Below are 21,201 nucleotides of genomic sequence, written 5' to 3'. Positions count from 1 at the left end.
GGGCCCGGCCCCGGGGCCCCCCCCCCCCGCGCCCAACCCCCCCCCCCCCCCCCCCCCTGCCGCCCTGGGGGCTTATATTGGTGTTTCTGTGGCCCGCGCTCCGCTCGCCATCGACGGGCGAAATGCGTTGGCGGCGGGGTCGAACCATGCGGTGGACGCCGGGTGTGGTTTTGGGTAGCCGTGCCCACCCACGGAGGACGTCCTTGCGGGCTGAGCAGGGCGCGGGGCGCCCAGAACGCTCAGCTCGCAAGGGTCTCCGCGGGAGCGACGGTCGGTACCCCGGCGGAGCCGGGCCATGACGAACTTGCTTGGTTTCAGGGCTGGCTGCGCGGGCTTTCCGGGGCCAGGGTGTCGATGAACTCGTGCGGGTCGTGGATCTCGGTGTTGCGGCGGGCGGCGTTGGCCTCGGCCTTGAGCTGCGTGTTCACCTGCGCGGTGTGCGCGCCGGGGATCGCGGCGACCGTGTAGTAGGCCTTCTCGGCGAGGGCGTAGGCGGCCCGGTACTCGTGGGCGGCGAACGCCTTCGCGGCCAGCCCGAGCAGGGCGTCGGCTGCTTTCAGCGACGCGCGGCCCTTACCGGCGGGGACGGTCGCGGCCACCCGGTCGGCGGCCTCCCAGTAGGCGGCGGTCAGGAAGCGGTCGCTGTTGTCGCGGTCGAACTGGCTGAAGTCCCAGTTCAGGTCGATGTAGCTCATCATCGAGTTGTTCTCGTCGCCGGCGTTGGCGAACAGGAAGTCGCCGGACGGGCCGTAGTCGACGCCGGTGGCGCTGTCGTAGCCGTCGTGCGGGTGCGACATGCCCAGGTGGTGGCCGACCTCGTGGATCTGCGTCGTGGTCAGGCCGTATCCGCTGGCCACGACCTCGGGCGAGATGAACGAGAAGACGTACGTCTGGTCGCCGGTCTCGTAGTCGTCGTCGGCGTAACCGAGCGCCGGCACGCCGATGCCCGCCCCGACCGCGTAGTTGAAGACCGGCACCTCGTAGTCGGGCTTGCCGTCGAGCACGCCGTCGAGGTGATCACGCGTGTAGAGGTAGAGGTTCGCGAACGCCGGGTAGCCGGTCTCCGGGTAGCACGACTCGTCGGCCAGCTCGGCCAGGTAGCAGGCCTGGTTCTCGGCGGTGTACGGCAGGTCCTGCTGGTCCTCGCCGATCCGGTTGCGCCAGCGCAGCTCGGAGAGTTCCTCGGTGACCAGGGCCGGCTTGATGTACTGCTTCGACGCGTCGACGCCGGCCCAGCCCTCGTACGTGTTGCTGTCGACGTTGATGCTCTTCGGCAGCCTCGCTCCGGGCAGTTCGACCGGGTAGAGCGGTGACGTGGTCATCAGCAGGTTCAGCGCCACGTACCGCGTGATCTTGGAGAGGTCACCGGCGAGCCGGCCGGGGTCCCGGAAACCGTTCTCGGCGTATTCCCAGGTCGGTGGCATCCGGTAGTCGGGGACGCCGTCGCCGTCCACGTCGGCGTTGTCGACGTCGTAGTTCGACGTCCAGGACTCGGGGCCGGCCGACAGGTCGTGGAACCAGACGCGCCGGGTCGCGCCGAGGCCGGTCTCCTCGTCGTCGGCGGTCGTCCCGCCCCACGCGATGATCTTGCGGCTCTCGCGGTTCTTGCCGAAGTCGTAGCCGGTGTCCGGATCGGGCTCTCCGGTCTTGGTATAGACGTGGAACTTGAAGTCGGAGCGCCCGAACCAGTTGATGAAGTAGATGGTGTTCCGGCGGGTGTCCACGCCGGCCGGCGGGTGGAAGGCCAGCCATTTCTCCACGCTCGGCGCGTCGATGTAGTTGTTCGACGTGATGTCCAGGACGTTCTTGGCCTGATCGTTGTAGGCCTGCTGGTACGCGGTCAGCGGGGCCGGCGTGGCCAGCTTGCCGAGCTGCCGGAAGAACGTGTCCTGGTACGCCTTGCCGGTGTAGTTGAGGCGGTAGTCGTAGGTGTAGGTGATGCCCAGCTTCTCGGTCACGCCGTAGGCCAGGCGGGAGCGGACGACCGGCTCGTACTTCGTGGCGAGGCCGGCGAGGAACTTGCTCTTGTCCGCCTGCGCCGGCGTGTAGCCGACGAAGACCACGTTGACCGGCACCCTCTCGGTCAGGCGGGGCTGCCCGCCGGGGTCGAGGTGTCCGAGCCGGGGCGAGGCCACGGCCGCACCGGCGGGTCCCGCCGACGCCGTCACCAGCGCCACGACCAGGGTCGCCAGGAAAGGGGTTCGCCATCTCATGTGGACACATTTCCATCTACACGCACCGATGGGAAGCCATTGACTAGGGTGAACCCGTGAGCGACACCGCCCTGGAGATACGTGGCCTGACCAAGACTTTCGGAACATACCGGGCGGTGGATCACCTCGATCTCACCGTGCGGCCCGGGACGTTCCACGGCGTCGTCGGGCCGAACGGCGCCGGCAAGTCGACCACGATCGGCATGGCGGTCGGCCTGATCCGCCCCGACGCCGGCTCGATCCGGCTGCTCGGCGGCGACGCGCTCGCCGACCGGCCGCGGGCCCGGGCCCTGACCGGTGTGCTACCGGACGGGCTGGACTTCCCGGAACGGCTCACCGGGGCGGAACTGCTGCGCTACTGCGCCGGCCTGCGCGGGGTCGCCTCGCCGGAGAGCCGCATCGCCGAGCTGATCGAGGTGCTCGGCCTGGCCAAGGGCGCGGCGACCCCACTGGCCGACTGCTCGACCGGTACCCGCAAGAAGGTCGGCCTGGCCCAGGCGCTGCTGCACGCACCGCGGCTGCTGGTGCTGGACGAGCCGTTCGAGGCGGTCGACCCGGTGTCGGCGGCGGCGATCCGGCGGGTTCTGCGCCGCTTCGTCGCGGGCGGCGGCACCACCGTGCTCTCCACCCACTCGATGCTGCTGGTCGAGCAGATGTGCGACGACGTCACCGTGATCCACAAGGGCCGGGTCGTGGCAGCCGGCCCGGTCGGTGAGGTCGCCGGGGACGTCGGCCTGGAGGACCGTTTCGTCGAGCTGGTCGGTGCCGACGCGCCCGGGTCGGCGGAGCTGGCCTGGCTGATCCCGGGATGAGCACACATCCCGGCGTGAGCACGCCGACCACCACCACCGCGCCGGCGACCGCCGTCGCCACCCTGGCCCGGATGCGGTGGACGATGCTGCGCCGCGCCCTGCGCGAGAACCCGGCGCCGATGGCGGCCGCGCCGGCCGGGCTGCTCGCCGCCGCCTGGCTCATCCGGTACGCCGTGACCGGAAACCGCCACACGCTCGGCATCCTGGCCGAGGCGTGGGTCCTGGGCTGGATCGTCCTGCCGCTCCTGCTCGGCGGGACCCGTGGCCGGCTGCGGCCGACCCAGTTGCGCCTGGAGCCGATCACCACCGGGCCGATGACGGCCGGTCTGCTCACCTCGTCCGCGGTCGGCATCGGCCCGGCCGTGTCGCTGATCGCGCTCGCCGCCCTGCCCGTGCACGCCGCCGTCACGCAGGGCGCCGGGCCGGCCGGGGTGGCCGCGATCGGCGCCGTCCTGCTCTGGCTCCTCGGCCTCACCGGGTCGGCCGTCGCCGTGGAGGCGGTCGGCCGGGCCGCCGGGCCGGTCGGGGCCGTCCTCACCGGGCTCTTCACCGGCGCGGTGATGGGAGTTTCCGGTTCCGTCTGGGCGGTTGCCCCGTGGATCGGCTCGCTGCTGGTCACCGGCCCGCCCGCGGCCACGATCCCCGCCCTGGAGCGACTGCCCGGGGACTGGCCGCTGGCCGCCGCCACCGGCCGCGGGGCGGCCACGGCCGGGCTGCTGATCGCGCTGGCGCTGCTGGTCGGCGTGGGCGTCGTCGCCTACGCGCTGCTGGTCCGCCGGGCGATCTCGGCCGGGGCGCCGTTCAGCCCGCGCCGCACTCTCACCGCGGACGCGAGGGCCGGCGCGGCACCGGGCCCGATCCGCGCGGTCACGGTCCGGGAACTGCTTTCCTGGGTACGGCATCCGCTGCGCCTGCAGTACCTGACGTTCGCCGTGGTCTACGGACTGCTGCTCGGGATGCTGCCGCTGCTCGCCCACGTCACGTTGCTGGCGCCGTGGGCCGGCCCGCTCGCCGTCCTGTGGGCCTCGGCGATGGCCGCCGGCCTGGTCGGGCTGGACGGCACCGCCCTGTGGATCCCGCTGCTCAGTCCGCTCGGCGAGCGCGCCGAGGTCCGGGGCCGCGCCCTGGCCTGGCTGATCCTGGCCGCGCCGATCGGTGTCGTACTGACCGTCGCCGGGATCCTGGTCGCGCCGGGTGTCGACCCGCTGCCGGCGCTCGCGGTGCTGCCCGCGGTCCTCGCCGCCGGGGCGTCCACCCCGGTCTGGGTGTCGCTGTTGCGGGTCCGGCCGGTGCGCGACGCCCGCCACCCGACCGCGGCCGACAACCCGACCGACATCGTCAGCGTGCTGCTGGCGCTGGCCGGTCCGTTGGTGGCCGCCGCGCCCGCGTTCGCGCTGGCCGTGTGGGGGCCGGGCGGTCTGCGACTGCTCGCGCCGGTGGCCGGTGTGATCGTGGGGGCAGCGACCGGCTGGGGGGCGCTCTGGCTGGCCGACGAGCGGGTCGCGCGGCGAGGCACCGAGATCCTGGCGGCGGCCGGTGATCGGAGCGCCCCGGCAGCGCCCGCGGTGCCGCTGACCTGGGACGCCGAGTGGTACCGGGAGAACAAGTCGACGGCGTGGGCGCTGGTGCTGCTGACGGTGGGGTGGATTCCCGTACTGCCGCAGGGGTTGCTGGTTCTGGTGCTGGACGTGCACGGGGCGTGGATCGTGGCCGGGCATCTGAGTGGGGGTGCCCGGACCGGAGCGGCGCTGGGGATGGTGGCGTTCGGTGCGGCGATGCTGCTGACCGGGCTGGTGTTGTGGGGGCGGCGGCCGCTCGAGGCTGGCGTGGGGGCGGCGGCTGCTCGGGTCGATACCGAGACGGCGCCCGTCGCGGTCACCGAAAGGGACTAATCGCCGCCGACCGTTCGGACAGATTTGTACAGAAAAAGTCGGATATTCCCGCATTCTGCGGCGACAAACGTCGGCAGCTCATTTGATCATTCCGGTGCGAGGGTCGCGGCTCACGGCGTACCGGGAAATCGTCGACCGGAAGCGGCAGCGGCCGGGACAAATGCAGAAACGGCCGCGGGCCGCATCCGTGAGGGATGCGGCCCGCGGCCGTGAAACGAAGTGCGTCAGTTCTTCTTCCACGGACCGTGCGGGCCGTGATCGGGACCCGGGCCGTGCGGGCCGTCGTGGAAGTCCGGGCCACCGTGCGGGCCGCCGTGGAAGTCCGGGCCACCGTGCGGGCCGCCGGGGCCGTGCGGGCCGTCGTGGAAGTCGGGGCGGCCCCAGCCGTAGTAGACCTTGAGCACGTAACCCCGGCGGAACCGCTCCCGCACCGGAATGCAGTCGTGGCCGGTCCACTGGCGGCGGAACTCGCCGCGTCGCCCGTCGCTGTGGCACGCGCCCGCGCTGCGGTAGAAGCCGAGCACCCGGGAGCGCGGCTGGGCGTGGGCCGCAGCCGGCGCCTTCGGCTTGGCCTGCGGCGTAGCGGGCGCCGCGGAGGAGGCCGCGGCCGGGCCGGCGGTGACGATCAAGCCGGCGGCGACGGCCAGGCCGGACATCGCGACGCCGCGCATCACCTTGTTCATAGGGATCACCATTTCGCTCAGAAAGGTAATTTCGGACAAACCGATCATATGGATGACGGGTCTTTTCGCTTGGCGACACACGTCCACGATCAGGTGACCCCGGATTGCCATTCGATCTTCGACGAAGCTTGATCAACCGAGCATTTGTGCAGCTCATTACGCATCCATGAAACGTCAACCCCGGCACCGCAGACGGGGTACGAATGTGGGGAGCCGGTGAACGGACGGTGGCCCGGCGCAGAAGAAGCGCCGGGCCACCAGGATGCAGAGCGTCAGACCGCGATCTTGTTCCGAGCGCCGGGCCGCAGGTAGACCACCCAGGTGACGACCACGCAGAGGGCGTAGAAGCCGATGAAGGCCAGGTACGCCGCGTCCGCGTCCTTGTAGGTGAGGAACGACTGCCGGAAGGCCAGGTTGACCAGCACCCCGCCGACCGCGCCGATCGCCCCGGCGATGCCGATCACCGCGCCGGAGATCCGCCGCGCCTGGTGGTCGTCGGACGCGTACTTCGACTTGAAGATCGCCGGAATCATCTTGTACGTCGACCCGTTGCCCAGCCCGCTGAGGATGAACAGGCTGATGAACCCGGCGATGTAGAGCGGCAGCGACCGCTGCTGCGCCGCCACCAGGACGACACTGGCGCCGAGCCCCATCGCGATGAAGTTCACGAACGTCACCTTCGCGCCGCCCAGCCGGTCGGCCAGCGCCCCGCCGACGGGCCGGACCAGGGAGCCCAGCAGCGGTCCGAGGAACGTCAGGTACGCCGCCTTGATGGGCGTGTTGAACTGGGTGGCGAACTGCACCTGCAGCACCTGCCCGAACGCGAACCCGAAGCCGATGAACGAGCCGAACGTGCCGATGTAGAGCAGCGACATCACCCAGGTGTGCCCCTCCTTCACGGCGTCCCGCATGCCGCGCTTCTCGTTGCGGGCCTGGCTGAGGTTGTCCATCCACAGCGCCGACCCGAGCGTGGCGAGCACGATCAGCGGGATGTAGATGCCGGCCACATATCCGGGGTGCGCGGCGCCGAACGTCGCCAGCACGAACAGGCCGACCAGCTGCACCGCGGCGACGCCGATGTTGCCGCCGCCGGCGTTGATGCCGAGCGCCCAGCCCTTGTAGCGGTTCGGGAAGAACGCGTTGATGTTCGCCATCGACGAGGCGAAGTTGCCACCGCCGACACCTGCGGTCGCGGCCAGGATCAGCAGCGTCGAGAACTCGATGCCCGGCTTGATCATGAACGCCGCCAGCACCGACGGGATGAGCAGCAGCGAGGCGCTGATGATGGTCCAGTTACGGCCGCCGAAACGGGCCACCGCGAACGTGTACGGGATCCGCAGCCCCGCCCCGACCAGCGTCGGCACGGCGGTGAGCAGGAACTTCTGGGCCGGGTCGAAGCCGTACTGCGGGCCGAGGAAGAGCACCATCACCGACCACAGCGACCACACCGAGAAACCGATGTGCTCCGAGAAGATCGAGAAGATCAGGTTGCGCTTGGCGATCTTCGACCCACCATTGGCCCAGAACGCCGGGTCCTCGGGGTTCCAGTCGTCGATCCAGTGGCCTTTGAGTGAAGCGGATGAAGGACGCTCTACGGCAATGGCGGTCATGTCACTCTCCCAAGACGATCTGCCCGTCGTCGACCCGGACCGGGTAGACGTTGATCGGGGGCTGGCCGGACTGGGAACACCCGGTGGAGAGGTCCCAGGAGAACAGGTGGAGCGGGCAGACGACCACGGAGTTGTCGATCTGCCCATCCGCCAGCGGACCGCCCTTGTGGGGGCAGACCGCCGAGACCGCGCGCAGGGAGCCGTTACGCAGGCGGAAGATCGCGATCATTTCCCCGTCGACGGCGTAGGTGCGTCCCTCGCCGAACGGGATGTCGGTGAGCGGGCCGAGGTTTACCAAAGAGATCGTTTTCATGAGCGCACCGGAACCTGGGGGAGGACGGTCAGGGGCAGGGAGGTACGGAACTGGCCGGGCGTGGCCGGTTCGGCCCGCTCCTTCCAGGGGTCCTTGTAGGACTGCACGGCCTCCTCGACAGCGGCGTCGAGAGCAGCGGCGATACCGTCCACGTCGTCGATGACGATCCCCCGGATCCGGTCGATGCCGATCCGCGGGACGAACGCGTACGTCCGCTCCAGCCAGTTGGCGTTCTCCCGGTAGTACTGCAGGAAGCGTCCGGTCAGCCGGATCACCTCTTCGGCCGAGTCCACCGTGGTGAGCAGGTCGCCCTTGCGGATGTGAGCGCCGGCCGCACCGCCGACGTAGATCTCCCACTTGCCGCCGTCGATCGCGACGACCCCGAGGTCCTTCACGTACGCCTCGGCGCAGTTGCGCGGGCACCCGGTGACCGCGAGCTTCATCTTCCCGGGGCCCTCGAGACCCTGGAAGCGCTCCTCGATCGCGATGCCCAGCGCGGTGGAGTCACCGACCCCGAAGCGGCAGAAGTCCGAGCCGACACAGGTCTTCACCGTGCGGAAACTCTTGGCGTAGGCATAGCCGGACGGCATGTCCAGGTCGGCCCACATCGCCGGCAGCTGCTCCTTCGGCACGCCGAGCAGGTCGATGCGCTGGCCACCGGTCAGTTTCACCATCGGGACCCGGTACTTCTCGGCCACCTCGGCGATCCGCTTGAGTTCGGCCGGGGTGGTGACGCCGCCCTTCATCTGCGGGACGACGGAGAACGTGCCGTCCTTCTGGATGTTGCCGTGAACGCGGTCGTTGATGAACCGGGCGTCCCGCTCGTCCTCGTACTGGTCCGCCCACATCATCTTGAGCAGCGAGGCCAGGCCCATCTTGCTCTTGGCGTCGTGCTCCCCGCCCGGCACCAGCTTGGCGAAAACCGACGAGACACTCTTGAGCTCATATTTCCGGATCGCAGCCATGAGCTCGGGCTTGGGCATCGGCACGCCCGGGACGTACCACGAAGCAGCCGGGTCTTCTTCCGCCGCTCCCCCGTTGGCCCACTCCACGATCCGCTGGACCAGGGGCTTGCAGGTGCCGCAGCCCTTGCCCGCGCGAGTCTTGTCCATGACTCCGCTGACCGTTCCGCAGCCACCGGCCACGACCCCGCAGATCGCGCCCTTGCTGACACCGTTGCAGTTGCAGACCTGGGTGTCGTCGGACATCTCGGCCGGCGACTCCTCGACCGCTCCCCCGATGTCGAAGATCAGCGACGACCGCTCGTCCGGAAGCGCGGTCCCCCGGTCGAAGTGCTGGATCAGCGACGCCGCCTTGCTGTTGTCCCCGACCAGCGTCGCACCGACCAGCACGTCGTCCCGGATGATCAGCTGCTTGTAGACGCCCTTCTTCGGCTCGTTGTAGACGATCACCTCGTCCTCGTCGTGCTCCGGGGCGATCAGGCCCATCGAGGCGACGTCGATGCCGGCGACCTTGAGCTTGGTGTGCAGCTTCGAGCCGGTGTAGGCCACACCGGTGGTGCCGGTGATGTGGTCGGCCAGCACCTTCGCCTGATCCCACAGCGGCGCGACCAGGCCGTAGAGGTTGCCGCGGTGCTGGGCGCACTCCCCGACCGAGTAGATGTCGTCCTGCCCCTGCACCCGCATCTGGTCGTCGACCACGATGCCGCGCTCGACCGGCAGCCCGCTGTCCGCGACCATCTGGGTGTTCGGCCGGATGCCGGCGGCGATCACCACCACGTCGCACTCGATGACCGTGCCGTCGGCCAGCTTGACCCCGGTGACCCGGTCCTTGCCGAGGATCTCCGAGGTCATCGCGTTGGTGATCACGTTGATCCCGAGCTTGCCCTCGACACTGGCCTGCAGCATCTGCCCGGCCTTGGGGTCGAGCTGGCGCTCCATCAGATGGCCCATCGCGTGCAGCAGGGTCACGTGGCTGACGTGGTTCTGCAGGCCGCGCGCCGCCTCCAGGCCGAGCAGGCCGCCACCGATCACGACCGCCCGCTCGTGGTCCCGGGCGTACCGGATCATGCCGCGCGTGTCGTCGAGCGTCCGGAACGCGAACACACCCTGGTGGTAGCCGCGCTTCGGGTTGTGCACGTTCTTCATCGGCGGCGTCCACGAGTAACTGCCGGTCGCGATGATCAGCTTGTCGTACGGGGTGGCCACGCCGTTGCTGTCGTGGACCGTCTTGTTCTTCGCGTCGATCCGCTCGATCTTGACGCCGGCGTTCAGCGTGATCCCGTTGTCCTGGTACCACGCCAGGTCGTTGAGGAAGATGCCCTCTTCCGTCTCCACCCCGGCGAGCAGGTTGGACAACATGATCCGGTTGTAGTTGCCATACGGTTCGTCACCGAACATCGTCACGGAGAAGTCCCCGTTGCGGGCGAGGATCTCCTCGACCGTGCGGGCCCCCGCCATGCCGTTGCCGATGACGACAAGCTTCTGAGTCACTGCGTCGGTCCCTTCGCATCCGGTGTGCAGTGAACTCTCGTGGCGGGTCGTTAACCCGGAAGACCACTTACGGTGACACTGTTGTTCGCAAATCCCTACAACCGGCGGCCCGCCGTTGTGAGACTGCGGGCACGGTCGTACCGGCTCAGCACCAGATCCGCGACACCCGCGTCCCGGCACAGCGGCGGCGTCACCGAGTCCGCTCCGGCATCGCTCAACGACCGGTAGAACAGCCCGTCAGCCAGCAGATACGTGGCAATCGCGACCCGTTGCGCACCCTCGGACCGCAGCTGCGCGACCACGTCCGGCACGCGGGGGCCGGTGCCGGAGACGTACCCCACGCGCGCCCCACCCGGCAGCTGCGCCGCCACCCCCGCCACATCGGCCCGCCACCCCGGATCCGACGAACCCGCCGCGGCCAGCACGACCGCGTCCGCCTCGGGCAGGTTCCGCCGCAGACTCGCGAGCAGCAGCGGGTCCGGCCCGAGCGGCGCCGTCACCGGAATACTCGTGCCGGCGACGGCCTCCGCGATGTCCACCCGCACGTGATATCCACACGACAGCAGCAGCGGCACCACCACGGCATCGGTCACCGTCGGCACCACGTCCGCGACCTTCGGCTCCTGCACGTCCACGTAGCAGAGCCGCACGTCCAGCCCGGGCCGCCGCCGCGCCACCGAAGCAGCCAGCTCCTGCAGCTGCCGGCGCCCGCCGGCCGAACGAGTCCCGTGAGCAACAGCAATCAGAGTGGTCACGCCGAACTCCTTAAAGATCAAATTCTTCATGTCCTACGTCCGCCGTGGTCGCCCTCCGCCGCTCCCGCGGGGACCCTTCCGGGCCTCGCAGGGCCGTGGCCGGCCCAGAACGCGAGGCCCGCAAGGGCGATCTCCGTGGATGGGCACGGTCAGACCACAAAACCCGGTTCGGCCTCATTGCCGGCGCGGCAACGGCGGCCCGGCAGCACATCGGGCGGCGCCGTGGAAGTGGCGGCCCGGCATGGACATCGGGCTCGGCCACCGAAGTGCGGGAGGGCGTCCCGCGGCGCATCCGGTCAGGCGGCCTCGTCCACGCGGAGGCGGTAGCCGCGTTTGATGACCGTCTCGATGTGCTTGCCGGATCCGAGCGCGGCCCGCAGCCGGGCGACCGCCACGTCCACGGCGTGCCCGTCGTTCCCTCGCGGCAGCGCCGCCGCGAGCTGATCCTTGGAGACGACCGCCCCGGGCCGCGCGGCCAGCGACGACAGGATCGCCATCGCCGCCGGGGCCAAGGCGTGCGGGACACCGTCGATGAGAGCGGCGTGCCCCCGTACCTCCAGGATCGAACCGGCCACCCGCAGCTTCACCGCACGCCGCGGGAGCTCGTCCGTGACCGTCTTGATCAGCGCCCCGAGCCGGTACCGTTCCGGCATCACGACCGGAATGCCCCGCTCGGCGAGCGGCGCCGCGGTCACCGGCCCGACACAGGCGGCCAGCGTCCCGCCCTGGAACGCGCGCCCCACATCGGCCCCGGCTTCCCCGGCGATCTGCAGGAACGCCTTCACCGCGGGCGCGCTGGTGAACGTCACCGCGTCGATCAGCCCGGCCGCGACCTGCTCGGTGAGCCGCCGCACCGGCGCGACGTCCGGCGGCAGCGCCCAGCGGTAGACCGGCACCTCGACAACCGCAGCCCCGGCCGCACGCAGCGCGTTCACGAACTCGGTCTGCGGCTCGCCGTGCTCCTGCACCACGATCCGCTGCCCGGCCACGCCGTCGCTGAGCAACCGTTCGAGCACCTCCTCGGAGGCCTCCGTCTTCGCCGCCCAGTCCTCGGTCAGCCCGGCCGCCCGGATAGCGCCGCACGGCTTCGGCCCGCGCGCGATGATCCGCGCACCGCGCAGCGACTCCCGCAGCGGCTCGCCGAGCCCCCACCCCTCGGCCGCCTCCAGCCAGCCCCGGAACCCGAAGCCGGTGGTGGCCACCACGAGATGCGGCTCCAGCCCGATGCACGCCTCGGTCGCCGCGCGCAGCGCCTCGTCGTCGATCAGCGGCACAATGGTGATCGCCGGCGCGCTGACCACCCGCGCGCCGCGCCGCTCCAGCAGTGCGGTCATCTCACTGCGGCGTCGCTCCGCGGTGACCGCCACGGTGAAGCCGGCCAGTGCGCCCTCGGTCATCCGGTCCCCATCCTGTGCTGCCGTTTCCGCTGCAAGAGTCCTAAGACCTGATTTCGGGAACGGTAGGTGAATGTTTCCACGGTGATAACGCCGACTCACTTCCCGACGCACCCCGCATGTGAGCAGTCGATCACCGCCACCCCTACCCCCAGTCTTCCCTCCTCCGCTCCCCCCAACCCCGGCTCCCCGCGCCCCATTAGCCCGACTTATCCCCAGCCCACGACCAGCCGGCGCCCAAGACCGCTCCCGATCCCAATCCAGCCCTCAGCAAGAGCCCCGGTCACTGGCCGGCTTCCAGGGGTGCGCTTCACCACGCCGGACACACGCCGCATCGCCGGCCGGGACCGGCCGGCTGGGGGTCGGAGCTGGGGGTCGGGGCGTTCCGGGGCTGGGGTTCGAGGCGTCCCGGGGCTGGGGTTCGAGGCGTTCCGGGGCTGCGGATGCACCGCTCAGCGCCGGCCGGGCGACAGCGACGGCGAGGCAGCAGCGACGGCCGGGACGGCGGGAGTGACCGGGTGGGCGCGGGCAGTGGCCGGGGGCGCGGGCAGTGACCCGGGGCGCGGGCAGTGACCGGGGTTCGGCTCAGCGGGGGTCGTCGGGGTGATCGAAGAGGGAGTCGGCGCCGAGGACTTCGCGGAGTTCCTTGCGGAGGTGGAAGGCGGCTATCCGGCCGTCCAGCAGACCGACGCGGTAGTCGGGGCCCACCTCGGGGTCGTCGGCGATCTGGGGGTCGCGGAATCCGGCGGCGCCGTCCACCCGTCCGGCGTTGTAGGCCACCAGCGCGTTATCCATCGATCGTTCTCCCTGTCCGCATATGTCAGGCGTCAATCTCGCACGCCTGGTGGAGTGGGGAAACCGTCCGTAGGTCTCGATCGCTCCACCCGTCAGCCGGTCCGGGGTGACCGGGCGGCATCCGCACACCGGCAACCGAGTGGAAACCGTCCTGCACCTGAGCGACTTCCCTCACATCGGCCCGCGGGCTCAGGAGGTGTTCGCGTCGACCCGGCCCGCGCCTTCGGAGGACGCGGGCCGCGCCGCCGGGGCGAACCCGGACGCGAGGGGGGTCGCCGCCGGCATCCGGCGGAACGGCGGGCCGACCGCCCGCATCGGCGAAACGGTAGGCCGGCTGCCCCGGCGGGAGCGGGGTCAGCGGGGTAGGAGGCCGCTGGCTTTCCAGAGGGACTTGGCCGGGCCGCCGCCGATGAGGTCGAGTTCGGACAGGTAGGTGACGATGCGTTCGCCGGCCCAGCGCATCGTCTCGCGATGGTGGGGGTTGGCGCGCGCGGCGCGGCGGCCTTCTTCCGGGTCGATGCCGACGGCGCGGTAGACGCGGGGGTCGATGAGCCGGGTGCCGGTCAGGTAGGCGGCGCGGCCGATGACCAGCTTGTCGAAGGCGAGGCGTGACTTGCCGGCGCGGCGGATCTGGCGGGCGAGTTCCTCGCGGGCGAAGCGGACGTGTCGGGCTTCCTCGACGACGTGGATGCGGGACACCATCCGCACCAAGGGTTGCACGCTCTCGTCGGCCATCGCCTCCCGCTGCAACGTATCGAGGATCTCTTCCGCGATGAGGATCGCGGCGAACATGCGGGGGCCGGTGGCGGTGTGGGCGATCCACTGGCCGAGCAGTTCGTCGATGCCGTGCGGGCGGTAGACCGGGGTGCCGAGACGGGCGATCATCTTGCCGAACATGACCGAATGGCGGCATTCGTCGCCGATCTCGGTGAGCGCGTACTGCGCGTGCGGGGCGGTCGGGTCCTGTTTGAAGTATCCGCGGATGAGCAGCTGCATCAGGATCGTCTCGAACCAGACGCCGAGGCCGGCGATGCTCGCGACCTCGTGTTTCGTGAGCTCGATGCGCTGCTCCTCGGTGAGGCGGTCCCAGAGCGCGGTGCCGTAGAGGCTCGATCGGTGGACCGGGACGAAGTATTTCCCGTCGACGAACGGGGCCTCCCAGTCGATCTCGATCGCCGGGTCGTAGGAGTGCTCGGCTGAGGATCGCAGCAGCCTGGTGGCCGTGCGGTCCCGATCGGTCACTGACATCGGCCCCTCCGAAGCTTGACGTTACCGGCGGTAACAGTTACTTCTAGTACTATGAACTCGGTCACTCCCCCCGTCAACACCGACGGCCGCCGCGGTCGGTGGGACGGTCATCGCGAGCAGCGCCGCGCGGAACTCACCGCCGCGGCGATCGAGGCGATCCGGCAGCACGGGCCGGAGGTCGGCATGGAGGCGATCGCCGCGCACGCGGGCGTCAGCAAACCGGTGCTGTACCGGTACTTCTCCGACAAGTCGGAGTTGTGGCTCGCGGTCGGGCAGGCAGCCGGCGCGATGGTGCTGGAGGCGATGATCCCGGCGGTCGCGTCGGTGCGCGAGGAGCGGGCCGCGATCGCCGCGGCGATCGACGTCTACCTGGCCCACATCGAGGGCGACCTCAACCTGTACCGGTTCGTCGTGCACCAACCGGACATCGCCCGGCACCGCGACGTGGTCGCCGACGTGGTCGACACGGTGGCCAGCGGGCTGGCGCGGATCTTCGGCGACCGGCTGCGAGCGCGGGGGCTGGACTCCGGGGCATCACTGCCCTGGGCGTACGGCGTGGTCGGTTACGTCCAGTCGGTCGGCGACTGGTGGCTCCGGCAGCAGCAGCCGATCAGCCGGGAGGCGCTCGGCGAGTACCTGACGACGTTCCTCTGGGGTGGCATCGCCGGCATCAGCCGCGCGGCCGACACGCCCGGCGGGTTCGCGGCTCAACAGGAAGGATGGGCAGTGCAGTGACCGATTTCGACATCGGCGACGCTGAGGGACCCGAGGAGGAGTACCGCGGGCCGGCGACGCTGCGACTGGACGACGGTGACGTGGCGGTGCAGGTGCGGATGTCCGCGCACTTCGAGCCGATCGAGGGGCGCTTCCGCTGGGCCGGGCGCACCAATCCCGTCGACGACCTGCGCGTACGCGTCAGCGGCGGCCTGCGCAAGGCGATCATCGTGATCCCTGGAGCAGCTGATGCTCCGGTGAGGCTGAGCGAGCCCGACCCGTGGGGCGGGGTACGGGTCAGTGGCACCGGGACACCGCCCTGGTTCCCGGCGGCGGTGGCGTCGTGACCGACTTCGACGTGGTGATCATCGGTGCCGGGCTGTCCGGGATCGGGGCGGCCTGGCGGCTCCAGAAGCAGCGGCCGAAGGACACCTACGCGATCCTGGAGGCGCGGGACGCGATCGGCGGGACGTGGGATCTCTTCCGCTATCCCGGGGTGCGATCCGATTCGGACATGTTCACGCTGAGCTATCCGTGGCGGCCGTGGCGGGAGCCGGAGTCGCTAGCGTCCGGGGACAAGATCCGGCGGTACATCGAGGACACGGCGTCCGAGGCGGGTATAACCCGACACATCCGATTCGGGGCGCGCGTGGTGAGCGCGGACTGGTCCACCGCCGACGCCCGCTGGACCCTGGAAACGGACAAAGGCGATGTCTGCACAGCGCGGTTCCTGTACGCGTGCGCCGGCTACTACAGCTACGACGAAGGCTACCTGCCCGATTTCCCCGGTATCTCGTCATACAGCGGCCAAGTCGTCCACCCCCAGTTCTGGCCGGAGAACTTCAACTACCAGGGCAAACGCGTTGTCGTCATCGGTAGCGGCGCAACCGCCGTCACCCTGGTCCCCGCGATGGCCACCGACGCCGCACACGTCACGATGCTGCAGCGCTCCCCCACCTACGTGCTCCCGCTCCCCAACAAGGACGGCGTCGCCGACCTGGCCCGCCGTCTCCTGCCCCCGAACGCCGCCAACCGGGTCGCCCGCGGAAAGAACGTCCTGGTCAGCCAGCTCTTCTACCAGGTCGCGCGGAAGCACCCGAAGCAGGTCCGCCGCATCCTGCAGGGCCTCGCGGGCCGTTTCCTGAAGAATCCCGGGTACGTCGACGAGCACTTCACACCGCGCTACGACCCGTGGGACCAGCGCCTCTGCGTGATCCCGAACGGCGACCTGTTCCACAGCATCACGTCCGGCCGTGCCTCGGTCGTCACCGACCACATCGACACGTTCGTCCCGGAGGGCATCCGGCTGAAGTCCGGCCGGGTCCTGGAGGCGGACGTCGTCGTCTCCGCGACCGGCCTGTCCCTGCAGGCGGTCGGTGGGATCCAGGTCAGCCTCGACGGCACCCCGACCGAGATCGGCCGGCAAGCGGCGTACCGCGGCATGATGCTCTCCGGCGTCCCGAACTTCGCGTACTGCATCGGCTACGTCAACGCCTCCTGGACGCTGCGCGCCGACCTCTCCCACCGGTACGTGCTCAAACTGCTCGACCACATGGACCGCCACGGTCTGGCCGTCGCGACGCCCGCCCGGCTGACCGGTTCCGGTCGTCCCCTGCTCGACCTCTCCTCCGGGTACGTCCAGCGCGCGCTGGAGAAGTTCCCGCGGCAGGGCGACCGCGACCCGTGGCTGGTCCGGCAGAACTACCTGCGGGACGTGTTCGCCACCCCGCGCGCCGACGTGACCCAGGACATGACGTTCACCCCGCGAGCCCGCCGATCCGCGCCCGTCCCCAACCCTGAGGTGGTCCGATGACCCGTCTCGATCCTTACCGGTTCGCCGGCCGCACCGCCGTGCTGACCGGCGCTGCCAGCGGTATCGGCGAGCAGCTGGCCTACGGCCTGGCGCACCGCGGCAGCGACCTGATCCTGGTCGACGTCGACGCCTCCCGCCTGGAGCCGGTCGCGGCCCGGATCCGCAACGCCCATCCCGGCCTCGCGGTGGCGACGATCGTGGCCGACCTGTCCGACCGGGCGGCCGTCTCTTCGGTCGCCGATCGCATCCCGGGCGAGATCGGGCTGCTGATCAACAACGCCGGCGTGGCCCTCGGCGGGCGTTTCGACCAGGTCGGCGTCGACCAGTTCGAGCACGTCATGAACGTGAACTTCCGTGCCCCGATGCTGCTCACGCACGCGTTGCTGCCCGCGCTGAGCGCGCACCCGGGCAGTCACCTGGTCAACGTGTCCAGCCTGTTCGGCCTGATCGCGCCGCCGGGGCAGAGCGCGTACTGCGCGAGCAAGTTCGCCCTGCGCGGCCTCAGCGAGTCCCTGCGCGGCGAGCTGATCGAGAACGGCATCGGCGTCACCACCGTGCACCCGGGCGGCATCCGCACCCGGATCGCGGAGAGTGCGCTGATCGGCGACGGCGTGCCGGAATCGGACATCGCACCGACGCGCAAACTGTTCGCCGCGCTGCTCAGCTTCCCCGCCGGCAAGGCCGCCGAGCAGATCCTGCGCGCCATCGAGAAACGCAAGGCGCGACTGCTCATCGCGGCCAACGCCAAGGGTCCTGACCTGCTGCAACGCCTGCTTCCCGTCGGCTCCGCCGAGATCATCAGAAGGCTGACCTCCGTCTCGGTCAAGGCCGCTTCCCGCTCCGAGGTGGGTGCGGGTCGATGAACTATCTGGACGTACGAGGCTCGCGCATCCGCTTCCACGAGACCGGTGACCCGGACGCGCCGCCGGTGGTGCTCCTGCACGGCATCGGGCGCAGCCTGGAGGACTGGGCCCTGCAGCACTCGCGGTTCGACGACGCGTACCGGGTGATCAGCATCGACATGCCCGGGTTCGGACTCTCCCAGCGGATGCCGGAGCCGACCAGCCTGCCCGTGCTCGCCGACGGGGTGTGGGCCACGCTGGACACGCTCGGCGAGACCCGGCCCGTGCACCTGATGGGCAACTCCCTCGGCGGCGCGGTGTCGATGAGAATGCTCGCCGCCGACCCGTCCCGGGTGACGACGCTGACGCTGGTCAACAGCGCCGGGTTCGGCAAGGAGGTCACCTGGGCGCTGCGGATGCTGGCGGTGCCGGGACTGGGCCGGCAGATGCTGCGGCGCATCGACCGGCGGACCGCGCCGCGGGTCGAGCGGACCCTGTTCCGGGATCGGGCGCTGGTCACGCCGGAGCGGGTCGAGATGGCGATCAGGATCGCGCGGCAGCCGGACTTCGCGCCGGTCTACCTGGAGATCGCCAAGGAGCTCGGCGGGTTCCGCGGGGTGGCGGCCGCCTGGCGGTCCTCGCTGCTGGCGTCGCTGGCCGGGAACGACCTGCCCACGATGATCGTCTGGGGTGAGCGGGACATGATCCTTCCCAGTCACCACCTGGCCGCGGCGCGGGCGTCGTTCCCGCATGCGAAATCACACATGTTCCCGGACACCGGGCACATGCCGCAGATCGAACGACCGGACGAGTTCGCCGGGCTGGTGCGGCCGATGCTGGCGTCGGTGCCGGCTTGAGACCAGGGATCCGGGCGGCGGAAGGGGGCGTCGTCCGGATCCCGTTCTGCGACTTTCGCGGCTTTTTCCGCATAGTCGGGATGTCGACATCGGACGGCCGATAACGCCTGGTCAGCGCCGTATTGCCGACGCATGTCCCCCGTCCGTGGAGTTGCGGAACCAGAAGTCCGATGTTTGATGGAATGCATGCGTGGAGCGATATTCCTGATCGCCGCGCTGATCGGGGGATCCCTGGCCGGCTGCGGCCCGGAGCCGGTGGCAGCGCCGGCCCACACCGCCTCGCCGCCCGCGTTCTCCGCACCGGTCAGCACGGCCCAGCCCCTCGGTGCGGGGCAGGACATCCGTGCGCCGGAGCTGGCGGCCCGGGTCACGGTCACCGGCACGCTGTCGTCCGCCGACCGCTACGCGGTGAAGGTGACGGTCCAGGTGTTGCGCGGGACGTACGAGTTCGGGCCGGCGACGGTCCGGCTCCACCACGCCGACGGGCCGGACACCGCACCGTCCGGGACGAGGGCGGTGCCGCCGGTCGCATACACGCTGCACGCCGGGGTCACGCAGGCCTGGGAGATCCCGTTCGGCGCCGCCGCCGGGCGCAACGCGCAGGTCCAGATCGTCACGCCGTCCGGCGTCGTCCTGGCGTGGACCGCCCGCTGAGTCACTCACCCCGGACCGCCCGCCGAGCCGCCGGGGCTGGACCGCCCGGTGCGCCGGCACGCCCTGCCCTAGGCTCCTGATCATGACCAATCCCGCGCCGCAGGACCTCGGCCTGCTGGAGGCGTTGCACTCCACCCCGGCCCGCCGCTACCTCTCCACCGAGCCGATCGCCGACGACGTGATCCGCGACATCCTCGACGCCGCGATCCGCGGCCCGTCCGGCGGCAACAGCCAGCCCTGGGTCTGGATCGTCGTCCGCGACCCGGAGCTCAAGAAGCCGATCGCGGACTGGTACCGCGAGGGCTGGGAGCGGCACTACGGCTCCCGGCGCGAGGAGATCCTGAACGCGGGCGACGACGGCCCGATGAGCAAGCGCAGCTTCCTCGCCGCCGACCACCTGGCCGCCCACCTCGAAGAGGCACCGGTCTGGATCATCCCGGCCATCCTCGGCGCCGCCAAGTCCAGCAACCCGCGGCTCGGTTCCTCGATCTACGGCGCGGTGCAGCAGCTGATCCTGGCCGCTCGCGCCCACGGCCTCGGCGCGACGCTCACCACGCTGCACATCGGGCACGAGGCGGACGTACGCGAGCTCCTCGGTCTTCCGGAGAACGCGCTGACCATGGCGCTGGTTCCGCTGGGCTACCCGAGCAAGGGCCGCTGGGCGCAGCCGAAGCGGCGTCCGCTCGAGGAGGTCGTCTTCTACGACCGCTACCAGGCGTAGACCGTCCGTCAGAGGTCCGGCCGGGCTCGCGCTCGCGTTGCCGGCCGGGCCCGGCGTGGGCTTCACACAGGTGGACGGCCTGAGTACTGGCCGCTGGGGCGGAAGCGGGCCGGGCGGTTCGCATACTCCTCGAGGGCGTGCGCCAACCAGCCGGCGGTGCGCGCCACGGCGAAGATCGCCTCACCGGCGTCGGGCGGCATGTCGTACCGCAGAGCGAAAGCCGCCAGGGCAAAGTCGATATTGGGCAGAATTCCCGATTTAGTACGTGCGGCGCCGGCCAGCCCCGCCGCGGCCTCGCGCACCGCATGATCCCCGAGCAGCTCGAACAGCACCGCGGCCCGGGGATCCCCCGACGGGTAGAGCGGGTGCCCGAACCCGGGAATCCCACCGCTGACCCGCAAGTGCTCGGAGATGATCCCCACGGGGTCCTCCCCCGCGACCGCCCGCGCCAGCAGCGGGTGGACGTGCTCGCTCGCCGCCCCGTGCAACGGGCCGTCGAGCGCCGCGAGCCCGGCACTGACCACGGCATACGGATGCGCCCGCGTCGACGCCGCGACCCGCGCGGCCAGCGTCGAGGCGGCGATGTCGTGATCGGCGAGCAGGACCAGCGCCGCCTCGATCGCGCGCCGGCCCGTTCCGGACATGGGCTGCGCAGTCAGACGCGGCCACAGCAACGCACCAACCGCAACGGAGCTGCGCGCATCCGGGACGCCCGCAACGGAGGGGCCCGCATCCGGGACGCCCGCAACGGGGACGTCCGCGGCCGAGGCGGGCGGCACGGACACGCCCGCGACCGAGGCAGTCGAGGTGGAGACGTCCGCGGCCGAGGCGGCCGACGGCATCGGGAGGACCGGGGCGACGCCGGCCGGTGACGGGGTGCGGAGCGGGAGCGCGGCGACCATCGTCGCCGTCAGGGTCCGGCCGGTCGCCACGACGGCCGCCGGCGTGGTGTCGAAGCGGAGCGGATCCGCCGCCGCGACCGCCGCGACCGTGACCCGCAGGCGGTCGGCGAGCCGGGCCGACGGCGGGAGCAGCGCGCCGACCCGAGCGGCCAGCGCCACGAACTCCGGGTTCGCCGGGAACGGCACCCGATCGAGTTCACCGGTCCAGAGCAGGTGCGCGACCGCCTCGTACGTCGATTCCCGCGCCAGCACCGTCACGTCGCGCCCGCGGTAGAACAGGCCACCGTCGCGGATCAGCGTGATCCCGGTCTGGATGTTGGGGGTGGCACGTTTCCGGCCGGCGATCAGCGCGTCGACGTCGGCCTTGGCGAACAGGCTGCCCTTCCCGGCGGCGTTGCGGCGGCTCGGCAGCAGGCCCCGGCTGACGTACGCGTAAACGGTCGCGGGTTTGACCCCGAGCCGCTCGGCGACCTGGTCGGTGGTGAGAAGCTGCATGTGCGGATCCTCTCATGTTGACCGGATCAACATTG

General features: G+C 70.7%; 20 protein-coding genes. 9 read left to right on the top strand and 11 right to left on the bottom strand.

What is annotated here, in order from left to right; all coding sequences use genetic code 11:
* Nucleotides 1-314 precede the first annotated feature (314 nt).
* Complete coding sequence (locus ACH442_RS42455; RefSeq protein WP_396343824.1) at nt 315-2,213, bottom strand: hypothetical protein; 1,899 nt, start codon at nt 2,211-2,213, stop codon at nt 315-317.
* 56 nt (nt 2,214-2,269) lie between these two features.
* Between ACH442_RS42455 and ACH442_RS42450 the strand changes: the two genes are divergently transcribed.
* Both ACH442_RS42450 and ACH442_RS42445 read left to right on the top strand, forming a co-directional pair.
* A complete protein-coding gene (locus ACH442_RS42450; protein ID WP_396343823.1) occupies nt 2,270-3,025 on the top strand; it encodes an ABC transporter ATP-binding protein in 756 nt (251 codons plus the stop codon).
* Nucleotides 3,026-3,039: 14 nt separating this feature from the next.
* A complete protein-coding gene (locus ACH442_RS42445) occupies nt 3,040-4,917 on the top strand; it encodes a hypothetical protein (protein WP_396343822.1) in 1,878 nt (625 codons plus the stop codon).
* A gap of 224 nt (nt 4,918-5,141) precedes the next feature.
* Here the strand turns inward: ACH442_RS42445 and ACH442_RS42440 are convergent, their stop codons facing one another.
* The 9 genes from ACH442_RS42440 to ACH442_RS42400 form a co-directional block, all read right to left on the bottom strand.
* On the bottom strand, nt 5,142-5,600 hold the full coding sequence (locus ACH442_RS42440) for a hypothetical protein (RefSeq protein WP_396343821.1): 459 nt from the start codon (nt 5,598-5,600) through the stop codon (nt 5,142-5,144).
* A gap of 272 nt (nt 5,601-5,872) precedes the next feature.
* Complete coding sequence (locus tag ACH442_RS42435) at nt 5,873-7,210, bottom strand: nitrate/nitrite transporter (RefSeq protein ID WP_396343820.1); 1,338 nt, start codon at nt 7,208-7,210, stop codon at nt 5,873-5,875.
* 1 nt (nt 7,211) lies between these two features.
* Nucleotides 7,212-7,523, bottom strand: coding sequence for a Rieske (2Fe-2S) protein (locus ACH442_RS42430; protein WP_396343819.1), 312 nt, complete (start codon nt 7,521-7,523; stop codon nt 7,212-7,214).
* Nucleotides 7,520-9,976: a nitrite reductase large subunit NirB gene (gene nirB / locus ACH442_RS42425; protein ID WP_396343818.1), complete on the bottom strand. Its 2,457-nt coding sequence runs from the start codon at nt 9,974-9,976 to the stop codon at nt 7,520-7,522. The genes ACH442_RS42430 and nirB overlap by 4 nt, the downstream gene beginning before the upstream one ends.
* A 95-nt stretch (nt 9,977-10,071) precedes the next feature.
* Nucleotides 10,072-10,731 carry a sirohydrochlorin chelatase gene (locus ACH442_RS42420; RefSeq protein WP_396343817.1) on the bottom strand — a complete coding sequence of 220 codons (660 nt, stop codon included), beginning with the start codon at nt 10,729-10,731 and terminating at the stop codon, nt 10,072-10,074.
* A 296-nt stretch (nt 10,732-11,027) separates the two neighbouring features.
* Nucleotides 11,028-12,128, bottom strand: coding sequence for a uroporphyrinogen-III synthase (locus ACH442_RS42415; RefSeq protein WP_396343816.1), 1,101 nt, complete (start codon nt 12,126-12,128; stop codon nt 11,028-11,030).
* A gap of 582 nt (nt 12,129-12,710) precedes the next feature.
* Nucleotides 12,711-12,920 (bottom strand): hypothetical protein, encoded by a 210-nt coding sequence (locus tag ACH442_RS42410; RefSeq protein WP_396343815.1) that lies wholly within the window; start codon nt 12,918-12,920, stop codon nt 12,711-12,713.
* A 189-nt stretch (nt 12,921-13,109) separates the two neighbouring features.
* Nucleotides 13,110-13,235: a hypothetical protein gene (locus ACH442_RS42405; RefSeq protein ID WP_396343814.1), complete on the bottom strand. Its 126-nt coding sequence runs from the start codon at nt 13,233-13,235 to the stop codon at nt 13,110-13,112.
* Between the two features lie 39 nt (nt 13,236-13,274).
* Entirely contained in the window at nt 13,275-14,168 is an 894-nt protein-coding gene (locus ACH442_RS42400; RefSeq protein WP_396343813.1) for a diiron oxygenase, read from the bottom strand.
* Nucleotides 14,169-14,219: 51 nt separating this feature from the next.
* Between ACH442_RS42400 and ACH442_RS42395 the strand changes: the two genes are divergently transcribed.
* The 7 genes from ACH442_RS42395 to ACH442_RS42365 all read left to right on the top strand — a co-directional run bounded on the left by ACH442_RS42395 (nt 14,220) and on the right by ACH442_RS42365 (nt 19,769).
* Nucleotides 14,220-14,903, top strand: a complete 684-nt coding sequence (locus ACH442_RS42395) for a TetR/AcrR family transcriptional regulator (protein ID WP_396343812.1) — start codon at nt 14,220-14,222, stop codon at nt 14,901-14,903.
* Nucleotides 14,900-15,229, top strand: coding sequence for a DUF4873 domain-containing protein (locus ACH442_RS42390; RefSeq protein ID WP_396343811.1), 330 nt, complete (start codon nt 14,900-14,902; stop codon nt 15,227-15,229). Before ACH442_RS42395 ends, ACH442_RS42390 begins: the two co-directional genes overlap by 4 nt.
* The gene (locus ACH442_RS42385; RefSeq protein WP_396343810.1) at nt 15,226-16,695 is read left to right on the top strand and encodes a flavin-containing monooxygenase; all 1,470 of its coding nucleotides are present in this window, start codon (nt 15,226-15,228) and stop codon (nt 16,693-16,695) included. Before ACH442_RS42390 ends, ACH442_RS42385 begins: the two co-directional genes overlap by 4 nt.
* The gene (locus tag ACH442_RS42380) at nt 16,692-17,558 is read left to right on the top strand and encodes an SDR family NAD(P)-dependent oxidoreductase (protein WP_396343809.1); all 867 of its coding nucleotides are present in this window, start codon (nt 16,692-16,694) and stop codon (nt 17,556-17,558) included. Before ACH442_RS42385 ends, ACH442_RS42380 begins: the two co-directional genes overlap by 4 nt.
* On the top strand, nt 17,555-18,394 hold the full coding sequence (locus tag ACH442_RS42375; RefSeq protein WP_396343808.1) for an alpha/beta fold hydrolase: 840 nt from the start codon (nt 17,555-17,557) through the stop codon (nt 18,392-18,394). Before ACH442_RS42380 ends, ACH442_RS42375 begins: the two co-directional genes overlap by 4 nt.
* Before the next feature lie 186 nt (nt 18,395-18,580).
* Nucleotides 18,581-19,048: a hypothetical protein gene (locus tag ACH442_RS42370; RefSeq protein ID WP_396343807.1), complete on the top strand. Its 468-nt coding sequence runs from the start codon at nt 18,581-18,583 to the stop codon at nt 19,046-19,048.
* An 82-nt stretch (nt 19,049-19,130) separates the two neighbouring features.
* Nucleotides 19,131-19,769, top strand: coding sequence for a nitroreductase family protein (locus ACH442_RS42365; RefSeq protein ID WP_396343806.1), 639 nt, complete (start codon nt 19,131-19,133; stop codon nt 19,767-19,769).
* Nucleotides 19,770-19,831: 62 nt separating this feature from the next.
* Here ACH442_RS42365 and ACH442_RS42360 read toward each other — a convergent pair whose 3' ends face one another.
* A complete protein-coding gene (locus ACH442_RS42360; RefSeq protein WP_396343805.1) occupies nt 19,832-21,166 on the bottom strand; it encodes a citrate/2-methylcitrate synthase in 1,335 nt (444 codons plus the stop codon).
* Nucleotides 21,167-21,201 lie beyond the last annotated feature (35 nt).

This window comes from Actinoplanes sp. NPDC020271 (genome assembly GCF_044388125.1).
Taxonomy (GTDB): domain Bacteria; phylum Actinomycetota; class Actinomycetes; order Mycobacteriales; family Micromonosporaceae; genus Actinoplanes.
The sequence above is the reverse complement of the archived record's forward strand: the minus strand, read 5'-3'. Positions and strand labels throughout refer to the sequence as shown.